Raw genomic sequence first — 18,058 nt, 5'->3', positions numbered from 1 at the left:
CGAGTTTGCGCGGACCCCACGAAAAGCGAGCACCGCAGGTTGCCCGTAGCGCAGCGAAGGGACGCCCACAGCAGGGTCGCCTTTCTTTTGCTTCCTTTTCTTTGGCGAAGCAAAGAAAAGGAAGTCGCCCGCCGGGGCGAGTCCCGGCCAGCAGCCTCCCATACCCAGCAGCCCCAAAAAAGGACTCACCTACTCAATGCAGACACAACCCCCAGCATCCCAGAGATCCCCTCCCCAAACCGAGGCTCCAAAAACCCCCTGAGCTGCGGCATCAACAACTGCAACATCCAAATCCCCGCCAACAAAGTCAACGGAAACCCCACAGCAAAAATACTGAACTGCGGCGAAGCCCGATTCAAAATCCCCATTGCCAGATTGAGTGTCAGCAGCGCAGTCACCAGCGGCAGAGACAACATCAACCCGCTCGCAAAAATCTGCCCCCCACCCGCCACCAGCACCATCCACCCCTGTCCCGACATCGGCCCATCCCTGACCGGCAACACCTGAAAGCTCTCCACCAGCGCGGAGATCATCAAGAGATGCCCATCGAGCGCCACGAAGATCAGCATCGCCAACATATTCAAAAGCCGAGCCACGACCATCGTCGCCCCGCCGTTCATCGGATCGAAGAAGGAAGCGAACGAAAGGCCCATCTGCAGCCCGATGTACTCCCCCGCGGCCATGACGGCGGCAAAGACGAGCTTCATCGTGAACCCCATGGCGACGCCGATCAGCACCTGCTGCACGATGATCCAGACGCCGCCCGCGGACACAACGGGCACATCGGGCATCGGCCCCAGCGTCGGCGCCAGCACCAACGCCAGAAGCGCCGCGATGGCCACCTTCACCTGCTTGGGCACCCACGTTTCGCCGAACACAGGGGCGGTGCTCACGAGCGCCAACATGCGCACGAACGGCCAGAGAAAGGCGACGAGCCAGGCGGTGAGCTGTGCCGAGGTGACGGAGAAGACCTGCGGCATCAGCCGATGAGCTGGGGAATGCTCATGAACAGCGCGCGGATGTAGTCCAGCATTTGCTCGAGCATCCACGGCCCCACGATGACAAGGGTCGCAAAAATCGCCAACAGCTTTGGAATGAACGAGAGAGTCTGTTCGTTGATCTGCGTCGCGGCCTGGAAGACGCTGATGATCAGGCCGACGATGAGCGCCACCAACAAGAGTGGCGCTGCGAGCACCAGCGATACCTGGATCGCCTGGTTGCCCATCGTCATGATGGTTTCGGGTGTCATTTCGAACTCCCTACGTATAGAAGCTCTGCGCCAGGGCCCCGATCAGCAGTTGCCAGCCGTCGGCGAGCACGAACAGCATCAGCTTGAAGGGCAACGCGATGCCGGCGGGCGGCACCATCATCATCCCCATCGACATCAGCACGCTCGCCACCACGAGGTCAATGATGAGAAAGGGAATGAAGATCGTGAAGCCGATCTGGAAGGCGGTCTTCAGTTCGCTGATGACAAAGGAGGGCAGCAGGATGCGCAGGGGGACTTCTTCCGGGCCCTGCATCTCAGGCACCTTCGCCAGCTTGGCGAAGAGGGCGAGGTCGTTCTCGCGGGTCTGGCGCAGCATGAAGGTCTTGAAGGGCTCGATGCCGCGCTCCAGGGCCTTGTCGGTGCTGATCTTGTTCTCGGAGAAGGGCTTGTAGGCGTCGTTGTAGGCCTTGTCGAGCACCGGCGACATGACGAAGAAGGTGAGGAACAGCGACAGCCCCACGAGCACCTGGTTCGGCGGCGACGACTGCGTGCCGATGGCGGTGCGAAGCAGACCGAGCACGATGAGGATGCGCGTGAAGCTGGTCATGCTCAGCAGCAGCGCGGGCAGGAAGGTCAGCGAGGTCAGCATCACCAGCGTCTGCACGCTGAGTGACCAGGTCTGGCTGCCGCCGGGGCCGGGCGTGCTGGTGAGGCCGGGCAGGCCCTGCGTCCAGGCCGCCATGGGCAGCACGGCGGCGAGCAGCACGAAGCCGCCCTTGAGGCTTCGACGAAGAATGTTGCGCATCACGGAGCCGGATGTGTCTTGCCGGTAAGGGATTCGCGCAGCTTCTGCGCGAAGAGGTCAAGGGGTTTCGCAGCCACCCGCACGGTACTGGTGGATGCATGGGATGCCTGGGATGCATGCGGCACAGCCTGCGCGGGCAGTGTGTGCAGCGTATTGATCTGGCTGGACGTGACGCCGAGCACCAGCCAAGTGCCGTTGACGTCAACCACGACAACCCGCTCGCGCTGCCCGATGCTGGAACTCGACACCACCTTCACCACATGGCCCCCGCCAAAGCGCTGCAAACCAAACCGCCGCGCAAGCCACGCGCACAGAAAGATCAGCCCAAGCACCACCATCATCCCCAGGCCCGCCTGCATCAACCCCGACGCCCCGACCGCCGGCGCGGCCTCGACGCTGTGCGACGGCACCGTAGGCAGCACCGCATGCACCGGCAGCGCCGCAAAGGCCATCGCCGCGGTCAGAAACCGCGCGCTCAGCCCAACGAAGTCCAGAAATCCCGCGGAACCGGCTTTGCCGGGCCGCCGGGATTGCCCCCTGAAAGGGGGTGTCCGAGCCACACGAAGTGGGCGAGGCTGGGGGTGAGTCATTGCCGAGCTAGTTTCTGCATGCGCTCGGAGGGCGTGATGATGTCCGTCAGGCGAATGCCGTACTTCTCGTTCACCACCACCACTTCGCCCTGCGCAATCAGGTAGCCATTGATCAGCACGTCCAGCGGCTGGCCGGCCAGGCCGTCCAGTTCGACGACCGATCCTTGCGACAACTGGAGCAGGCTCTTGATGGTGATGCGCGTGCGGCCGATCTCGGCCGTGAGCTGCACCGGCACGTCCATCACGCGCGCGATATCGACGCCCGAGGCGTCGGCGGCGGCCGCGGCTTTTTCCTGGATCTGCTGGAAGACCTGCATCGTGGCGGGCGCCGGAGCGGGCTCGGATGCCAATGCCGATGCCGATGCGGGTGGCGAGGAGGCGGTCTGCTCGGCGAGCGCCGCGGCCCAGTCGTCGGTGTCGCTGACGGAAGAAGTGTTGTCAGTCATGGTCGTTCTTCAAATCGCTGTCTTGGTGAGTGATCATGTTTTTCACGCGCAGTGCGTAGCGGTCGTTCGCGATGCCGTAGCCGCACTCCATCACCGGAACGCCATCGACCTTGGCCATGACGGTGGTCGGCAGCTCGATGGGCAGTACGTCGCCGACCTGCAGCTTCAGGACTTCGCCAATGGTCGACGACATCGACACGAAGTCGGCGACGAGTTCGACGTCGGCCTCTTGCATCTGCCGGGACATCTGCTTGACCCAGCGCTTGTCGACTTCGACTTCGTCCTGGATCGGATTCGACAGAAGGTCGCGGATCGGCTCGATCATCGAATAGGGAATGCACACGTGCAGGAAGCCGCCGATGGGGCCGAACTCGATCTGCAAGGTGGTGTTGATCACCACCTCGTTGGGAGCGACGATGTTGGCCAGCTTGCCGTGCATTTCCGCACGCTGGTAGTCGAAGTCGAGCGGATACACCGGCTTCCACGCCTCGCCGTAGCACTGCAGCGAGAGGTCCAGGAGGCGCTTGATGATGCGCTGCTCGGTGCGCGTGAAGTCGCGGCCTTCCACGCGCACGTGATAGCGGCCGTCGCTTCCGAAGAGGTTGTCCACCACGAGGAACACCAGCTTCGGGTCGAACACGAAAAGCGCCGTGCCGCGTAACGGCTTCATGTGCAGCATGTTGATGTTCGCGGGCACCGGAAGGTGGCGCACGAATTCGCCGTACTGCTGGATCTGCACCGGGCCGACGCTGATGTCGGGGCTGCGGCGCATGAAGTTCAGCAGTGCGGCGCGCAGGCCACGCGCAAAGCGGTCGTTGATGACCTCCAGCGTGTGCATGCGGCTGCGCACCACGCGGTCGGGCGCGCCGAGGTCGTAGGCCGGAAGGCCATCGGCCGGCGGAGGGGGCGATGCAGTCTGGTCGACGCTGCCGCCAGTGACGCCTTGCAGCAGGGCATCGACCTCGTCCTGCGAGAGGACTTGTTCATAGGCCATGTGTCGCTTGCCTGGAGGAGGTCACTGCACCACGAAGGTGTTGAACGAGACGCCGGCGATGCCCTGCTCGGGCAACTTGTCGTTCAGCGGGCGATTCAGCTCGGTGCGGATCTCGTCGGCGAGCTTGGTCTTGTCATCGGTCGTCATCAGTGAATCCGGCGCCCGGTTGGACAGCAGCAAGAGCGCGCGGCTGCGCAGCTCGGGCATGAACTCGGTGACTTGCGCCTTCGACGGTTCGTCGCGCATCTTGAGAGCGATGCCCACGTGCAGGAACTTGCCGCGGCCTTCGCTCTGGAGGTTGACGGTCAGTGGCTCCATGGGCACGAAGATGGGTTTTTCGACGACCACCTTGGTGGATTCGGCGGGTGCGTCCCGGTGGCCGAGGAAGGCGTAGGCGGCCGCACAGGCGGCGAGGACGCCGACGCCGGCCAGAAGCACGATCAGCAGCTTCGAGGAACGGGGCGCGGCAGAAATTGCGGTTGCGGCAGGAGTGGAGGTAGCCATATGGAGCTGGATTTCTTGTTCGGTCTATTCTTTGCGAACTGCCCGGCAGGCGAACGGCTGATCAAGCGTGGAAAAGCGCTTCAGATCCGTCCATTGCCTGGACGTGCGGCAAGCCGTGAACGGCGCCTTCAGGCGAAGGTGTCGAGGCCCGCACCCGCGCGCACGGCGGTTGCCGGTGCGGGCGCAAGGCGCGTGGCCGTGGCGGCGCTGTCGGCGCGGCTGGCGCCCGAATAGTCGGGCGAGCCCTGCTGGCGCCGGGAGGGGTTCTGGTCCGCGAAGGCGCTGCCCTGGCCGAAGGGTTGGCGGGTCTCGGCGCCGACCGAGGTCTGGCCGAGGCTGATGCCCTGTTCGGCGAGCGTCGTGCGCAACTGCGGCAGGGCCGCTTCCACGGCCTTGCGGACGCTTTCGTGCGCGGACATGAACATCGCCTGCGCCTGGTTGTCACCCATCGTCAGCGTGACCTTGAGCGGGCCGAGGCCGGTCGGATTGAGGTTGAGCTCCGCGACGTGGTGGCCGCTGGCGCTCATGCGGATCATCTGCTGGCCGATGGCCGGACCCCATTGGTCGCTGCCGACGGGCGGTGCCACTGACAGTACAGGCGTCGAGCCTGCCGGCGCGGCGGCGCGGTCGCTGGAGGCGGCGATCGTCTGCATTTGCGGCAGCGGCAGCGGCTGCGGCGCGGCGGTGTCGGCGTCGAGGGCGCTGCCGTCGGTGGAGGCAGTGGTTGCGGACAACGCGGATGTGGTGGATGCCTTTGCGCTTTCAAGCGCGATGGGCGCCGGCGCGGACGACGTGCTGTTCGAGGCGGCCCCAGCCGCTGCATCCTTGGCGGATGCTGTCTTCGCCGGCGATGCGGCGCTCGCTGCCGCCATGGCGGTCGGCTGCTGCGGCATCAGCGCGTCAGCCGTCTCCGAGACGGCGGCATCGGCGTGCGCACCAGCTCCTGATGTGGATGTGGCCGAAGCCGCGGTTGCTTGAAGCTTGGCGTCGGCGGTGGAGGCCTGTGCGCCGGTGCGTGCCGTCGCGTCAACAGCACCCTCGGGCACGGCATCGTCGCTGGCGTCGGCGTCCTCAGTGACGGCCGGTGTGGTCGACGCGGAGTCAGCGCCGGCTTTCTCTGCCGCTGCTCCAACGATCGAAGCGTCGGCCGACGCTGCTCGGTGGGCGGCGCCGGCGGCTGTTGTGCCGCTCGCACTTCCAACGGCATCGGACTTCGCACCGGCTGCGGCGCGTGCAATGTGTGCCGGCAGCGGCGCAAGCATCGCCATCACGTCCGCCGCGCTGAGATCGCTCTTTCTCTCGCCGGCGCGCCCTGGCTTGCGACTCGCGCCCGGCGTGGCGGAGGCGGTGCTGGCTGCATCGTCCGCGGCGGGACGGCTCGCCGCGCGCGAGCGATCGAGAACCGCGCCGAAGCTCCGGCCTTCAGGCTGCTCGGTGCTGCGTCCACGTGCGCCTGGAGCGCTCGCCGAAGACGCCGACGATGCCGATGGGGCCGGCAGATTGATGGATGGCGGTGTGACTGTAGGCATGGCGGGCTCCGGGGAAGCTTCAAAGGGTCGGATTGGCGGCGCGGTCGAAGTACTTCCGGGCCGATCGTTCATCGCTGTCGCGCTGTTCGCGCTTGGCCTGCACAAGCAGTTCCTGGCGACGCACGCGCTCGGCAAGGGTGTCGAAGGAATTGAGTCGGCGCTTCTGGTGCTGCCAGTCGCTGCGGCCGTGGTCGAGGCGCTTGTCGGCTTGGAGGACGATGGCGCGCTGCTGTTCGATGGCGCCGTCGAGTGTGCCGAGGAAGGCCTGGTAGTTGCGCCACTTCGCGGTGGGCAGCCCCTGGCTCATCAGCGCCTGCAACTGCAGGTCGTAGTCCCTGCGGTATTGCACAAGCATGTCCAGCTTCTGGGCCGCGCTGAGCTGGGCGCTCTGCAATGCGCCGAGCCGCCGCGCGGCGTCGTCAGTCTGCGTGCGTGCGAGATCGGTCAGCGTTTCGAGGGGGAGTCGCTGGGGCATGGTGTTCCTTGCTGTGATTGCGCTGGATGCGGTGATTCAAGGCTGTTCAGGCGGTCTCGAAGAGCTTGCTCATGCGCTCGATCGAGGCGGTGTAGTCGGTGCGCTCTTCCATGGCCTGCTGCAGGAAGGCTTCGATGCGCGGGTACATCGCGATCGCCTGATCCAGTTGCACGTCATGGCCGGGCGCGTAGGCGCCGACGCTGATCAGGTCGCGATTGCGCTGGTAGCGCGACAGCATCTGCTTGAAGCGCCGCACCACCTCGAACTGGGACGGCGGGATGAGCGCGGTCATCGCACGGCTGATGGACGCCTCGATGTCGATGGCGGGATAGTGCCCCGCCTCCGCCAAGGTGCGCGACAGCACGACGTGGCCATCGAGGATGGCGCGGGCCGAATCGGCGATGGGGTCCTGCTGGTCGTCCCCCTCGGAGAGCACTGTGTAGAAGGCGGTGATCGATCCTCCGCGTCCATCGGCGTCGCGTGCGCCGTTGCCGGCGCGTTCCACCAGCGCGGGCAGCTTCGCGAACACCGAAGGCGGATAGCCCTTGGTGGCCGGCGGTTCGCCCACCGCCAGCGCGATCTCTCGTTGCGCCATGGCGTAGCGGGTCAGCGAATCCATGATGAGCAGCACGTTCCTGCCCTGGTCGCGGAAATACTCCGCCAGACAGGTGGCATAGGCGGCGCCCTGCAGGCGCAGCAATGGTGAGTTGTCCGCAGGCGCGGCAACGACCACCGCGCGCGCGAGGCCTTCTTCGCCCAGCGTGTTCTCGATGAAGTCCTTGACTTCGCGTCCGCGCTCCCCGATCAGGCCCACCACGATGACGTCGGCGCTGGTGTAGCGCGCCATCATTCCCAGCAGCACGCTCTTGCCCACGCCGGAGCCTGCGAAGAGGCCCATGCGTTGGCCGCGGCCGACGGTGAGCATTGCATTGATGGCGCGCACGCCGACGTCGAGCACCGAGTCGATCGGCGCGCGCGACAGCGGGTTCATCGGCGGCGAAGAGAGCGGCACCTTGCGGCTGATGTCCAGCGGCCCGAGGCCGTCGAGCGGCCGGCCGGCAGCGTCGACCACGCGGCCGAGCATGCCTTCGCCCACGGGCAGGCGCTTGGTATGGGCATCGCCGGTGAGGGGAGAGCCGGCTGTTCCAGGTCGCGCAATGACGCGCGCCCCTGGCAGCAGTCCGGCGACTTCGCTTTGCGGCATCAGGAACAATCGATCGCCCGCGAAGCCGACCACTTCGGCCTCCGCATGGCGCTGCGGATGACCTGGCGGCAATTCGATCAGGCAGTCGCTGCCCACCGGCAGTTGCAGGCCCACGGCTTCGAGCACGAGGCCGACGGCGCGCGTCAGGCGGCCCGATTGGGTGGTCATGGCGCATCGGCTCACGTCGGAGCGCGCCTTGCCTAGCGTCGCCAGCCAGGACTGAAGGTGCGGATTGGCGACGGTCGTCATCGGGTCAGACTCCCTGCGCATCGGCATCGCGTTGCAACGCGGCCGTCACGCTTTTCCAGCGCATCTCCAGGCTGGCGTCGACTTCGCCGTTCGCTGATTGCACACGGCAGCCGCCGCGCGTGATGGTCTCGTCGGCGCGCACCTGCCAGCCCGCAGCCTGAAGCTCGTTGCCGAGGCTGTTCTTCACCAGTGCGACGTCGTCAGCGTGGAGCAGCAGGCGCGGCTCGCCTTGCAGTGCAGGTTCTGCCTGCAGAAGGTCTTGCACCATCGGCAACACCCATTCCGGCTCGGCGCGGAAGGTGCGGTGCACGACCTGCCGTGCCACGTCCAGGGCGAGCGTCAGCAGCGCATCGGCCATCTCGGATTCGGCGCGGCGCATGGCTTCAGGCAGGCTCGTGGCAAGCGCACGCAACTGTTCGGCGTGCGCGCTGGCAGCGGCGAGCCCTGCGGCCAAGCCCTCGGTGCGCCCTTCGGCAAAGCCCTCGGCGTGGCCCTTCATCAGGCCTTCGCGATGACCTTCGGCCTCGCCCGCTGTGCGCGCTTCACGGCGAAGCCGTGCAAGCTCGGCCGCATGAATCAGCGCGAGCGAGGGCGGCGCTTCGGCGGACGCCAGTCTCGACCGCACCGGGGAGGCGGCCGGTGCCGGATCGTTCAGCGTGTCCATCTCCCATCGTTGCCAGGCCGACAACACGGGCTTGGGATGCTTCGGCGCGGGCGTTGGACTGGCCGCTGCGGCGGGCGCCGCATAGGCCGACGCCAGCCGGCCGCGCGCGCCCGGGGCAAAGTTGTGCTTAGACAAAGTCATCGGTACCTGGCGCGGCAATCACGATTTCGCCCATCTCTGCGAGGCGTCGTGCGACTTGCAGGATGGCCTTCTGTTCGGTCTCGACCTGCGACACACGGACTGGCCCGCGAAGCTCCATGTCTTCGCGAAGCGTTTCGGCCGCGCGCTGCGACATGTTGTTGAGGAACTTGTCCCGCAGCGCTTGCGGCGCAGCCTTGAGCGCGATGATGAGCGAGTCGGACTCGATGTCCTTGAGCAGACGCTGGATGCTCCGGTCTTCCAGGCTGAGCAGGTTCTCGAACACGAACATCTCGTCGACGATGCGCTGGGCGAGGGCCTCGTCGGCCTCCCGCACGTGGGCGATGGCCTCTTCTTCCTGCGCGCTCGTCATGAGGTTGACGATCTCCGCCGCGGTCCTCACGCCGCCCAGCCTGCTGCGCTTGAGCCCCTGGCCTGAGAGCATTTCGGTGAGGACGTCGGTGAGCTCGTTGAGCGCCGACGGCTGCACGCCGCCGAAAGTGGCGATGCGCATGATGACGTCGTGCCGCAGGCGTGTCGGCAGCTTCTCGAGCACCTCCGATGCTTTCATGCGGTCGAGGTGAATGAGCACCGTTGCGAGGATCTGCGGATGCTCGTCGCGGATGAGCTCGGCCACTTCGCCGGCTTCGAGTTGGTTGAGGCGCTCGATGCCACTGTGCGGCTCTTCGGCCTGCAGGATGTCTTCGAGAAGATTGCTGGCGCGGTCTTCGCCGAGCGCCTTCCTGAGCACTGCGCGGATGTAGCTGCTCGATCCGAGATGAAGCGCCGACAGCTGCTCGGTCTCATGCCGGAACTCGGCCAGCACGGTGTTGAGTTCATCCTTGGAGACTGACGCGAGCTTGGCCATGGCGAGGCCCAGCGTCTGCACTTCGGCCGTGGGCAGATGGTGCAGGGCGGCGGCCGCACGGTCTTCGCCCAGTGCCATCAGGAGGATGGCGCTCTTGCGGGTTCCGATTTCACTGATCATTGCTGTTCATCCAGTGCTGGATCAGCGTCGCCACCAGCTTGGGATCCTGGTCGGCGGTCTGATGGGCGTAGTCCATGTCGGCCTTCTGGCGCGCTGCTTCTCGCACGCGAAGGGCGTCTTCCTGCGAGATCGGCGCCTCGAGCTCGACCAGCGGTTCGAGTGCCTGTTCTTGGGTCGCGTCCGTGGTTACCAATGGCAGCGGGGGCGCTGGCGGCGGCGCAAGATGCTTGCGCAGGATTGGCCGCAGCACAGCGAACCAGGCGAAGAGGGCGAGCGCTGCGAACAGCAGGTACTGGCCGGCGGTCTTGGCGAGTTCGATGTTCTCGGGGTCGCGCCAGACTGGAAGTTCGGGTGCCGGCGGCTCGCGGTCTTCGGCGAATGCGCTGTTGACCACGTTCAGCGAATCGCCGCGATCCTGGCTGAAGCCCATGGCTTCCTTGGTGAGATTCCTGATCTGGTCGATCTCCACCGCCGTCAATGCGCGCGCCGCGGTCTTGCCGCCATTCGCCGCTTCCTTGTAGTTCACGACCACCGCGACGGACAGCCGCTTGATGGCGCCTGCGCCTTGCTGGACGTGGCGGATCGAGCGGTCGAGTTCGTAGTTGGTCGTGACGTCCTTGCGCGAACTTCCGGGTCCTGTGGGCGCAGGAGTCGTGACCGAGGAAGCGGCGGCGGCCGTCGCATTGGGTGCGCCCGGCTTGCCCGGCGCAGCGGGAGCCGGCGGCTTCGGCGTCGTGATCGGCGCTGTCGGATTCACCGGCGGCTGGTTCGTCAGCGCGCCGGGTATGCCTCCTGGCGGAGGGGAGCCGTGCTGGCTCGATTCGCTCGACTGCTGGCTCCGAATCGCAGCGGAGGTCGGGTTCTGGTTCGGCTGGTACTTCTCGTCCGTGTGCTCGACGACCGAGAAATCGATGTCCGCGGCGACTTGCGCGCGAACGTTGCTCGCGCCGACGATCGGCTGCAGGATCGCCTCGATGCGGCGGATGTAGCCTTGCTCGATCTCCTGCACATATTTGAGCTGGCTCACGTCCAGGCCGCGCGCCTCGCTGTTGGCCGCCGAGAGCAGGTTGCCGCGCTGGTCGACCACCGTGACGCTTTTCGCGTCCAGTTCCGGCACGCTGCTGGAGATCATGTGCACGATCGCGCTGACCTGGCCTTCGTCGATGCTGCGTCCGCGGTGGAGCGTCAGCACGACCGAGGCCGAGGGCTTCTTCTGTTCGCGCACGAAGAGCGACGGCTTGGGCAGCGCCAGATGCACGCGCGCCGAATCGACCGTGCCGATCGATTCGATGGACCGGGCAAGTTCGCCTTCGAGCGCGCGCTGGTAGTTGACCTGTTCGGCGAACTGGCTCGTGCCGAACTTCTGGTTGTCCATCAGCTCGAAGCCGACGCCGCCCGCCTTGGGCAGGCCTTGCGCCGCGAGCCGAAGCCGCACTTCGGGCACCTTGTCCCCGGCCACCAGGATCGCGCCGCCGCCTTCGGCAAACTTGTAGGGCACGTTCATCTGCTGCAGCGATGCGATGATCGCGCCGCCGTCGCGGTCCGACACGTTGGTGTAGAGCACCTTGTAGTCGGGCCCGCGATTCCAGAGCGTGAACGCTGCCGCGGCAGCCACCAGCGCAGCGCCGGCGAGGATCATCGGCAGCTTTGGTTGCGCTCGCATTCTTTCCAGGATCGGAGGGAGCGATGGCGCCGCAGGCACCATGCTGCTCGCCGGGGCCAGGGCGCTCATGCGCGAGCCCTCGCCATGGCCGGGGCGCTGGCGCCGTCCGTCTTCATGTTGAAGGTGGAGATTCGTTGTTCAGGGTTCATGCCGGAGGTCGCTGATCGGGTCAACGGACTTGTCGTTTCGCGATCGATTGTCAGCAGGCGTAACAATTTCGATGGGCTGAACAGCGGTGGTTTTTCCCGTCTGTTGACCGCTTGCATAGGGACCTTCCCTTGTTACGCTGAAAGGACGGGGGAGCGCCAAGGCGCTTCCATATCCAGCTCAAAGCTCTCCAGAGAAAGTCCTTCCATGTCGATCTCCGCCATCGAATCCGTCTTGCAACAGATGCGGGTCACCGCGCTGCAAGCCGGCTTTGCGCCCACCACGCCCGCAGCTCCCGCGGAGGCGGGCGGTTTTGCTGCCGAACTCAAGCGTTCGCTCGACAACATCAGCGGTGCGCAGACGCGGGCCTACGGCCAGGCGGAAGCTTTCGAACTTGGCAAGCCGGGCGTCGCGCTCAATGACGTGATGGTCGACCTGCAGAAGGCGAACGTCGCGTTCCAGACTGGGTTGCAAGTGCGCAATCGCCTCGTGTCTGCCTATCAGGAGGTCATGAACCTCCCCGCGTAGTTGGCTCGTCCAGGGTTTTCTCCGACACGTCCCTAAAGGTTTGGAAACTGCTGCCGATAACAACACCAACGATGGCTTGAGTCTCACGGTGAGTTCAGGTCCAGCGTTACGGCCAGAGGCCGGAAGTAGTCCACAACCTTTGTCAACAGGAGTCGAGCATGGCGCAAGTCATCAACACCAACAGTCTCTCGCTGCTCACGCAGAACAATCTCAACAAGTCGCAGTCGTCGCTGAACACGGCCATCGAGCGTCTGTCTTCCGGCATGCGCATCAACAGCGCCAAGGATGACGCCGCCGGCCAAGCCATCGCGAACCGCTTCACGGCCAACATCAAGGGCCTGACGCAAGCATCGCGCAACGCCAACGACGGCATCTCGATCGCTCAAACGACCGAAGGCGCGCTGACCGAAGTCAACAACAACCTGCAACGCGTTCGCGAACTGTCGGTGCAAGCCGCCACGGGCACGAACTCGCAAAGCGACCTGGATTCGATCCAGGGTGAAATCACGCAGCGCCTGGACGAAATCAACCGCGTCTCGCAGCAGACCCAGTTCAACGGCGTGAAGGTCCTCTCGGCCGACGCCGGCAAGCTGACGGTGCAAGTCGGTGCGAACGATGGCGAAACCATCGACATCGACCTGCAAGAAATCAGCGCCAAGACGCTGGGCCTGGAGAGCTTCAACGTCAACGGTATCGGGACGGTGAACAAGGCGACCACCAAGGACGACCTGGTGTTGGCTGGCGCTACCAAGGGTTCTCTCGTCAACGGCACTCAGCAGTGGGATGTGGTCACCCCCAACAAGGCGGCGACCTCGGCCAATGTGATGTCCAAGCTGGCTACGGGCGATTCCGTTGCCTACACTGGTACGGACACGGGTTTCGGCAAGGCAGCTACCGCGAGCTACACCTACAGCGCGGCCAACAGCTCGTTCTCCTTCGATGTTGCCGATGTCTCTACGGCCAACAGCAGCAGCTTCCTGACGCCCGCCGCAGGCGGGAGCAAGGCCGCCACGATCACCATCGGCGGCACGTCGCAGGACGTTTTGATCGACAGCGCCGGCAAACTCACCGCGGCTGACGACGGCACGGCTCTGTACCTGGACACAACCGGCAATCTGACCAAGAACGGCGGCGGTACCCTGACGCAAGCCAACGTCAACGGCGCGGGCAGTGCCGACTTGGCCACCGCAGCTGCTGCTGGTGACCTTCTGGCCGCCCTGTCCAACGGTACTGACGGTGTGGGTGGCACGATCAAAGTGGGCAGCACGACTTTGACTGCTGACTCGGCGACTGGGGACGTCTTCGACGTGACCGGCGCGACGATTTCTGCCGCAGCGCTCACGAACCTCGGCAATGCGGCTGGCTATTCCGCCACCGTTGCCGCCGGTGGCCCGACCACCTATGACGTGGCAGCCAACGGTGCTGTCACGGTCGGTGGCGCAGCGGCATTCACCGATGCAGCGGGTGCCTTGACCACCGCAACGACCACCACGACCTCGTACTTCGAGCACGCCAATGGCGCAGTGACGGACGGCGCAGGCAATGCGGTCTACGACGACTCGGCCAAGGCTGGCACGTTCACCCTGAACGCTCGCAGTGGCAACACGTCGACAGCCGATCCGCTCAAGGCCATCGACGCCGCCCTGTCGAAGGTCGACAAGCTGCGCTCTTCGCTGGGTGCCGTGCAGAACCGTTTCGACTCGACGATCGCCAACCTCGGCACCACGATCACCAACCTGTCGTCGTCGCGCTCGCGCATCGAAGACGCGGACTATGCGGTGGAAGTGTCGAACATGACGCGCGCCCAGATCCTGCAACAAGCCGGTACCTCGGTCCTGGCGCAGGCCAACCAGACCACGCAAGGCGTGCTGTCCCTCCTGCGTTAATCGCGAAAGGGAGAACAGGAGCAAGCCCCGGGTCCTTCCCGCAAGGGAAGGTCCTGGTGGCCGCAGGCCTCGGCCTGCGCTTTCCTCTGTGGCCACACCGGTGGCGAGGCTCCAGAGGAAAGCGAAATTGTTCATAGCAATCCAGGAACAACAACATGACCATCAGCAGCGTCGGCGTCGGCTCCAATCTTGACCTGAGCAGCCTCCTCACCCAACTCCAGACGGCTGAAAGCCAGCCGCTGGTGGCGCTCGATGCGACTGCAAAAAGCTATACGAGCAAGCTGTCGGCCTACGGCACGGTGCAGAGCGCGCTCGGCACGCTTCAAGCCGCGGCAAAGAAGCTGGCCGATCCGGCGTTGTTCCAGACCGTGACCGGTACGCCCACGGTGAGCGGAATCCTGTCCGCTTCGTCCACCGACGCGAGTTCGGCGGGCAACTACAACATCACGGTCTCGCAACTGGCGCAGGCTCAATCGGCAATTGCAGCGGGACAGTCGAGCACCACCACGGCCATCGGCAAGGGCAAGATCACGATCGATTTCGGCACTATCACCGGCGGCACCCTGGACGCGGCGACTGGCAAGTACAGCGGTGCCAGCTTCACTGCGGATGCCACGCGCCCCGCAAAGTCGATCACCATCGATTCGAGCAACAACACGTTGAGCGGCATCCGCGACGCCATCAACGCGGCCGATGCGGGCGTCACTGCCAGCATCATCAATGACGGCAGCGGCACACCCTTTCGGCTGGTGCTGGTCTCCTCGCAGACCGGAGAGTCCTCGAGCATGCGGATTTCAGTCGCCGGCGATGCTCCGCTCCAGAACCTCCTGAACAACGACCCGGCAGGCACCCAGAACCTGCAGCAGACGCTCGCGGCACAGAACGCGAAGCTGAACGTCAATGGCATTGCAATCACCAGCGCCACCAACTCCGTCAAGGAAGCCATTCAAGGCACCACGATCAATCTGGTGCAGACCGGTACGACAGGCCTTTCGATGAAGGCGAACACGACATCGGTGACATCCGCAATCAACGACTTCGTCAAGGCCTACAACAGCCTGCAAAGCACCGCGACCAGTTTGACCAGCTACGACGCGGACACCAAGACCGCCGCCGCGCTCGTCGGCGACTCGACCTTGCGCAATCTCCAGACCCGTATTCGCCAGGCGCTCACCGCCCCCCAGAGTGGTGGCCCCAATGACATGAAGGTGCTGACGGAGATCGGTGTGTCGTTCCAGAAGGATGGAACGCTTGCGGTGGACTCGACCAAGCTCTCGAAGGCACTCGACACCAACCTGGAGGGCGTCTCGAAGCTCTTCGCAAGCGATGCCACCAGCACAGCTGGCTATGGCAAGCAGATCTCGTCGATCGTTGACGACCTCAACAAGACGGGCGGCAGCCTTAAGGTGGCGACCGACGGCGTGACTGCCACGATCAAGCAACTCGATGTGCAATACGCCGCGATGCAGACGCGGGTCGACGCCACGATGGACCGCTACCGCACGCAGTTCACGGCCCTCGACGTTCTGGTCAGCAGCATGAACAGCACCATGAACTACCTGACCCAGCAGTTCAACGCCATGAACAACGTGAGCAAGAAGTAAGCAGATTGCGGAGGCTCGTATGTACACATCACACCAATTCAGGTCCGGCGCTGGCGCGTATGCGCGCCTGGGCGTGGAAACGAGCGCGATGAGCGCTTCGCCGCACCAGCTCATCTGCATGCTCTTCGATGGCGCCAAGACGGCGATCGGCATGGCGCGCCACCACATGGTGGCCGGCGAAATCGTCGCCAAGGGCACTGCGATCTCCAATGCCATCGGCATCGTCGACAACGGCCTCAAGGCCAGCCTCGATGCGAATGCGGCGGGGTCTGCCGGCGAGGCGCTGGTGGCGAACCTGTCCGCGCTTTACGACTATGTCATCCAGCGGCTCATGTTCGCCAACCTGCGCAATGACGTGCAGGCGCTGGGCGAAGCAGAGCAACTTCTCGAAAGCATCGGCTCGGCATGGCGCGAGATTGACGCCGGTGCTGCACGCGGTTGATGCGGCTGGTGCGGCAATGAAAGACACAAGGGACAACATGTCAATCAGGAGTGAAGTCGTGCATTGCTACGACCAACTGGCTTCGCGCGTTGCGCTCATGGCGGACCTCGCGCGGTCAAAGGAATGGGGTCGGCTTCCCGAACTCGAAGCGCAATGCTCGGCAGTGGTCGACCGGCTCAAGGTGCTGGAGCCGCTCGAGACGCTGGAACCGGCGCAGCTCGATGAGATCGGACGGCTGATCGGGCGCATTCGTGCCGACCAGGAAGAAGTGTGCCAACTCGTCAAGCCGCAGATCGTGCAGCTCATCGAACGCATGAGCTTCCTGAGCCAGCAGCGAAGCCTCGGCAAGGCCTACGGCCCTTCGCACTGAATAGCTCGACATCGCCATGATCGGACTGTCCGGATTGATCGACACCCTGCTGACGGCAAAGGCTTTGCCGCGGCTGGATGTGCTCGCGATCAAGGGTGAGGCGGAGATCGGCGCACCCGGCCCGGTGCTCGGTGTGGGCAAAGTCGGCAACGACGTGCGGCTGCCTTCCAATGCCGCGCTCGATCGGCTGATTGCTGCGGGAGCCCCGGGCACGCCGCATCCCGAAGGCGCTCCGCGCTCCGTGCAAGCGGAGCTCTCCGTCACTGCCCGCCTTATCAGCGCCTTGTTGGCGGACCTCCATGGCGACGCAGGTCCCGTGCGCGGCCCGGCGCCGGCATTGCCTTCGGCGCAGAGGCCGTCAGCGGCTGCGGTGGCAGGGGCGCTCTCGCAGACAGTGGCGGAAAGCGGGATCTTCTACGAATCGCACCTCGCCGAGTTCGCGGCAGGCAGCCGCACGCTGGCGCAAATCGCGCGCGAGCCGCAAGCGCGGTGGGCTGGCCTCATGCCGACGAGCACAACGACCTCGACGTCGACGGCCCCCGCCGCGGGCGCCTGGAGCGATGTTTCTCAGCAGACCGTCGCATCAACGGGCACTTCGGCGGACACGATCCTCCAGGATGCGTCATCCAGGCAGAGCCCAGCGGACAGTGCCCGCCCCATGCACGCCGATGCGAAGCCGCCGGCCGCCCCGCACTTGCCGAGCGACCATGCGGCTGTTGCGGAGGCGGATGCTGCTCATCCCGACGTTGCTCGCGTGCAGGCGGCTTACCGCTGGAGCGAAGCGGCACCCATCATCGACCGCGATGCCACACCCACAGCCAAGGCGGCCGAAGCGACGGCTTCGCGCCATGTGGCAGCTGCCTCGATTGCCAGCTCGCCGGCTGCGGCCGAGATGATTCATCCGCAGGCAGTGACGCTGGTGCACCAGCAACTCGATTTGCTCGCCACGTCCGTCTTCAGGTGGAATGGCCAGGCTTGGCCCGGTGTGCCGATGGATTGGTCGGTGCATCAACAGACCGAAGAGCGCGCAGACCGCGGATACAACGAAGGGCGTGGCGCCGGCGAGGAAGAAGCCCCGCGGCCATGGTCGACTACCGTAGCGCTCGACTTGCCGCGCCTCGGCGCCGTGGATCTTCGCTTGAGCCTCAGTGGCGACAGCGTGCAAGCACGACTGAAAGCGCGCGACGCGTCGACGGTCGAGCGCATGCGCGCCGATGGCGGCGAACTCTCGCGGCGCATGAAGACCGCGGGACTGCGCCTGCAGGAGCTTCACGTCGAGGCCATGGAGCCGCAGCCATGAACGCATTGGCCGACGATCGCCGTGGCGCCGTGGCGCTGTCTCATGCGGATTCCTCCAAGGCGCCGGTCGTGGTGGCGAAGGGCTACGGGGTGGTGGCGGAATCGATCATGCGAGAGGCCAGGGCGAACGGGCTCTACGTCCATTCCTCACCGGAGCTGGTCAAGCTCTTGATGCAAGTGAACCTCGATCGCCAGATCCCGCCGGCGCTGTACCTCGCCGTCGCCGAGGTCATGGTGTGGATTCACGGTCTCGAAGGTGACGCTCAAGCGTCACGGGCGCGTGCGGCATGAAATATTTCACGCTCTATTTATGGAATCTTGTG

At 65.1% G+C, this 18,058-nt stretch carries 20 protein-coding genes; 7 read left to right on the top strand and 13 right to left on the bottom strand.

The genetic code is table 11. From position 1 onward, the window contains the following. Positions 1-185: 185 nt before the first annotated feature. The 13 genes from fliR to fliF form a co-directional block, all read right to left on the bottom strand. Entirely contained in the window at positions 186-980 is a 795-nt protein-coding gene (gene fliR / locus AC1DSF_RS15580; protein WP_478183081.1) for a flagellar biosynthetic protein FliR, read from the bottom strand. Continuing rightward, complete coding sequence (gene fliQ / locus AC1DSF_RS15575; protein ID WP_478127073.1) at positions 980-1,249, bottom strand: flagellar biosynthesis protein FliQ; 270 nt, start codon at positions 1,247-1,249, stop codon at positions 980-982. The genes fliR and fliQ overlap by 1 nt, the downstream gene beginning before the upstream one ends. A gap of 10 nt (positions 1,250-1,259) precedes the next feature. After that, positions 1,260-2,015, bottom strand: coding sequence for a flagellar type III secretion system pore protein FliP (gene fliP / locus AC1DSF_RS15570; RefSeq protein ID WP_478127072.1), 756 nt, complete (start codon positions 2,013-2,015; stop codon positions 1,260-1,262). After that, positions 2,015-2,467: a flagellar biosynthetic protein FliO gene (fliO, locus tag AC1DSF_RS15565; protein ID WP_478127071.1), complete on the bottom strand. Its 453-nt coding sequence runs from the start codon at positions 2,465-2,467 to the stop codon at positions 2,015-2,017. The genes fliP and fliO overlap by 1 nt, the downstream gene beginning before the upstream one ends. Positions 2,468-2,601: 134 nt before the next feature. Next, complete coding sequence (fliN, locus tag AC1DSF_RS15560; RefSeq protein ID WP_478183080.1) at positions 2,602-3,051, bottom strand: flagellar motor switch protein FliN; 450 nt, start codon at positions 3,049-3,051, stop codon at positions 2,602-2,604. Beyond that, positions 3,044-4,045 carry a flagellar motor switch protein FliM gene (gene fliM / locus AC1DSF_RS15555; protein ID WP_478127069.1) on the bottom strand — a complete coding sequence of 334 codons (1,002 nt, stop codon included), beginning with the start codon at positions 4,043-4,045 and terminating at the stop codon, positions 3,044-3,046. The genes fliN and fliM overlap by 8 nt, the downstream gene beginning before the upstream one ends. A 21-nt stretch (positions 4,046-4,066) precedes the next feature. Continuing rightward, positions 4,067-4,549 carry a flagellar basal body-associated FliL family protein gene (locus AC1DSF_RS15550; protein WP_478183079.1) on the bottom strand — a complete coding sequence of 161 codons (483 nt, stop codon included), beginning with the start codon at positions 4,547-4,549 and terminating at the stop codon, positions 4,067-4,069. A gap of 128 nt (positions 4,550-4,677) precedes the next feature. After that, positions 4,678-6,078 carry a flagellar hook-length control protein FliK gene (locus AC1DSF_RS15545; protein ID WP_478183078.1) on the bottom strand — a complete coding sequence of 467 codons (1,401 nt, stop codon included), beginning with the start codon at positions 6,076-6,078 and terminating at the stop codon, positions 4,678-4,680. A 19-nt stretch (positions 6,079-6,097) separates the two neighbouring features. Further along, the gene (gene fliJ / locus AC1DSF_RS15540; protein ID WP_478127066.1) at positions 6,098-6,553 is read right to left on the bottom strand and encodes a flagellar export protein FliJ; all 456 of its coding nucleotides are present in this window, start codon (positions 6,551-6,553) and stop codon (positions 6,098-6,100) included. Positions 6,554-6,599: 46 nt separating this feature from the next. Continuing rightward, a complete protein-coding gene (fliI, locus tag AC1DSF_RS15535) occupies positions 6,600-8,033 on the bottom strand; it encodes a flagellar protein export ATPase FliI (RefSeq protein ID WP_478183077.1) in 1,434 nt (477 codons plus the stop codon). Then, the gene (fliH, locus tag AC1DSF_RS15530) at positions 8,011-8,811 is read right to left on the bottom strand and encodes a flagellar assembly protein FliH (protein ID WP_478183076.1); all 801 of its coding nucleotides are present in this window, start codon (positions 8,809-8,811) and stop codon (positions 8,011-8,013) included. The genes fliI and fliH overlap by 23 nt, the downstream gene beginning before the upstream one ends. Then, positions 8,798-9,796 (bottom strand): flagellar motor switch protein FliG, encoded by a 999-nt coding sequence (fliG, locus tag AC1DSF_RS15525; RefSeq protein WP_478127063.1) that lies wholly within the window; start codon positions 9,794-9,796, stop codon positions 8,798-8,800. The genes fliH and fliG overlap by 14 nt, the downstream gene beginning before the upstream one ends. Continuing rightward, on the bottom strand, positions 9,786-11,528 hold the full coding sequence (fliF, locus tag AC1DSF_RS15520; RefSeq protein WP_478183075.1) for a flagellar basal-body MS-ring/collar protein FliF: 1,743 nt from the start codon (positions 11,526-11,528) through the stop codon (positions 9,786-9,788). The genes fliG and fliF overlap by 11 nt, the downstream gene beginning before the upstream one ends. 285 nt (positions 11,529-11,813) lie before the next feature. On the opposite strand from fliF, the gene fliE reads away from it, so the two are divergent. The 7 genes from fliE (at position 11,814) to AC1DSF_RS15485 (ending at position 18,026) form a co-directional block, all read left to right on the top strand. Next, positions 11,814-12,134, top strand: coding sequence for a flagellar hook-basal body complex protein FliE (fliE, locus tag AC1DSF_RS15515; protein WP_478127061.1), 321 nt, complete (start codon positions 11,814-11,816; stop codon positions 12,132-12,134). 158 nt (positions 12,135-12,292) lie between these two features. Beyond that, positions 12,293-14,020 carry a FliC/FljB family flagellin gene (locus AC1DSF_RS15510; RefSeq protein WP_478127060.1) on the top strand — a complete coding sequence of 576 codons (1,728 nt, stop codon included), beginning with the start codon at positions 12,293-12,295 and terminating at the stop codon, positions 14,018-14,020. 155 nt (positions 14,021-14,175) lie between these two features. Continuing rightward, positions 14,176-15,624: a flagellar filament capping protein FliD gene (gene fliD, locus AC1DSF_RS15505; protein ID WP_478183074.1), complete on the top strand. Its 1,449-nt coding sequence runs from the start codon at positions 14,176-14,178 to the stop codon at positions 15,622-15,624. Between the two features lie 19 nt (positions 15,625-15,643). Continuing rightward, the gene (gene fliS, locus AC1DSF_RS15500) at positions 15,644-16,066 is read left to right on the top strand and encodes a flagellar export chaperone FliS (protein ID WP_478183073.1); all 423 of its coding nucleotides are present in this window, start codon (positions 15,644-15,646) and stop codon (positions 16,064-16,066) included. A gap of 37 nt (positions 16,067-16,103) precedes the next feature. Next, positions 16,104-16,436: a flagellar protein FliT gene (locus AC1DSF_RS15495; protein WP_478127057.1), complete on the top strand. Its 333-nt coding sequence runs from the start codon at positions 16,104-16,106 to the stop codon at positions 16,434-16,436. A gap of 16 nt (positions 16,437-16,452) precedes the next feature. Beyond that, on the top strand, positions 16,453-17,736 hold the full coding sequence (gene fliK / locus AC1DSF_RS15490) for a flagellar hook-length control protein FliK (protein WP_478183072.1): 1,284 nt from the start codon (positions 16,453-16,455) through the stop codon (positions 17,734-17,736). Beyond that, positions 17,733-18,026, top strand: coding sequence for an EscU/YscU/HrcU family type III secretion system export apparatus switch protein (locus AC1DSF_RS15485; protein ID WP_478127055.1), 294 nt, complete (start codon positions 17,733-17,735; stop codon positions 18,024-18,026). Before fliK ends, AC1DSF_RS15485 begins: the two co-directional genes overlap by 4 nt. Positions 18,027-18,058: the final 32 nt, after the last annotated feature.

This window comes from Variovorax sp. 01N429 (assembly GCF_056399425.1).
This window is presented reverse-complemented; position numbering and strand designations above follow the sequence as displayed.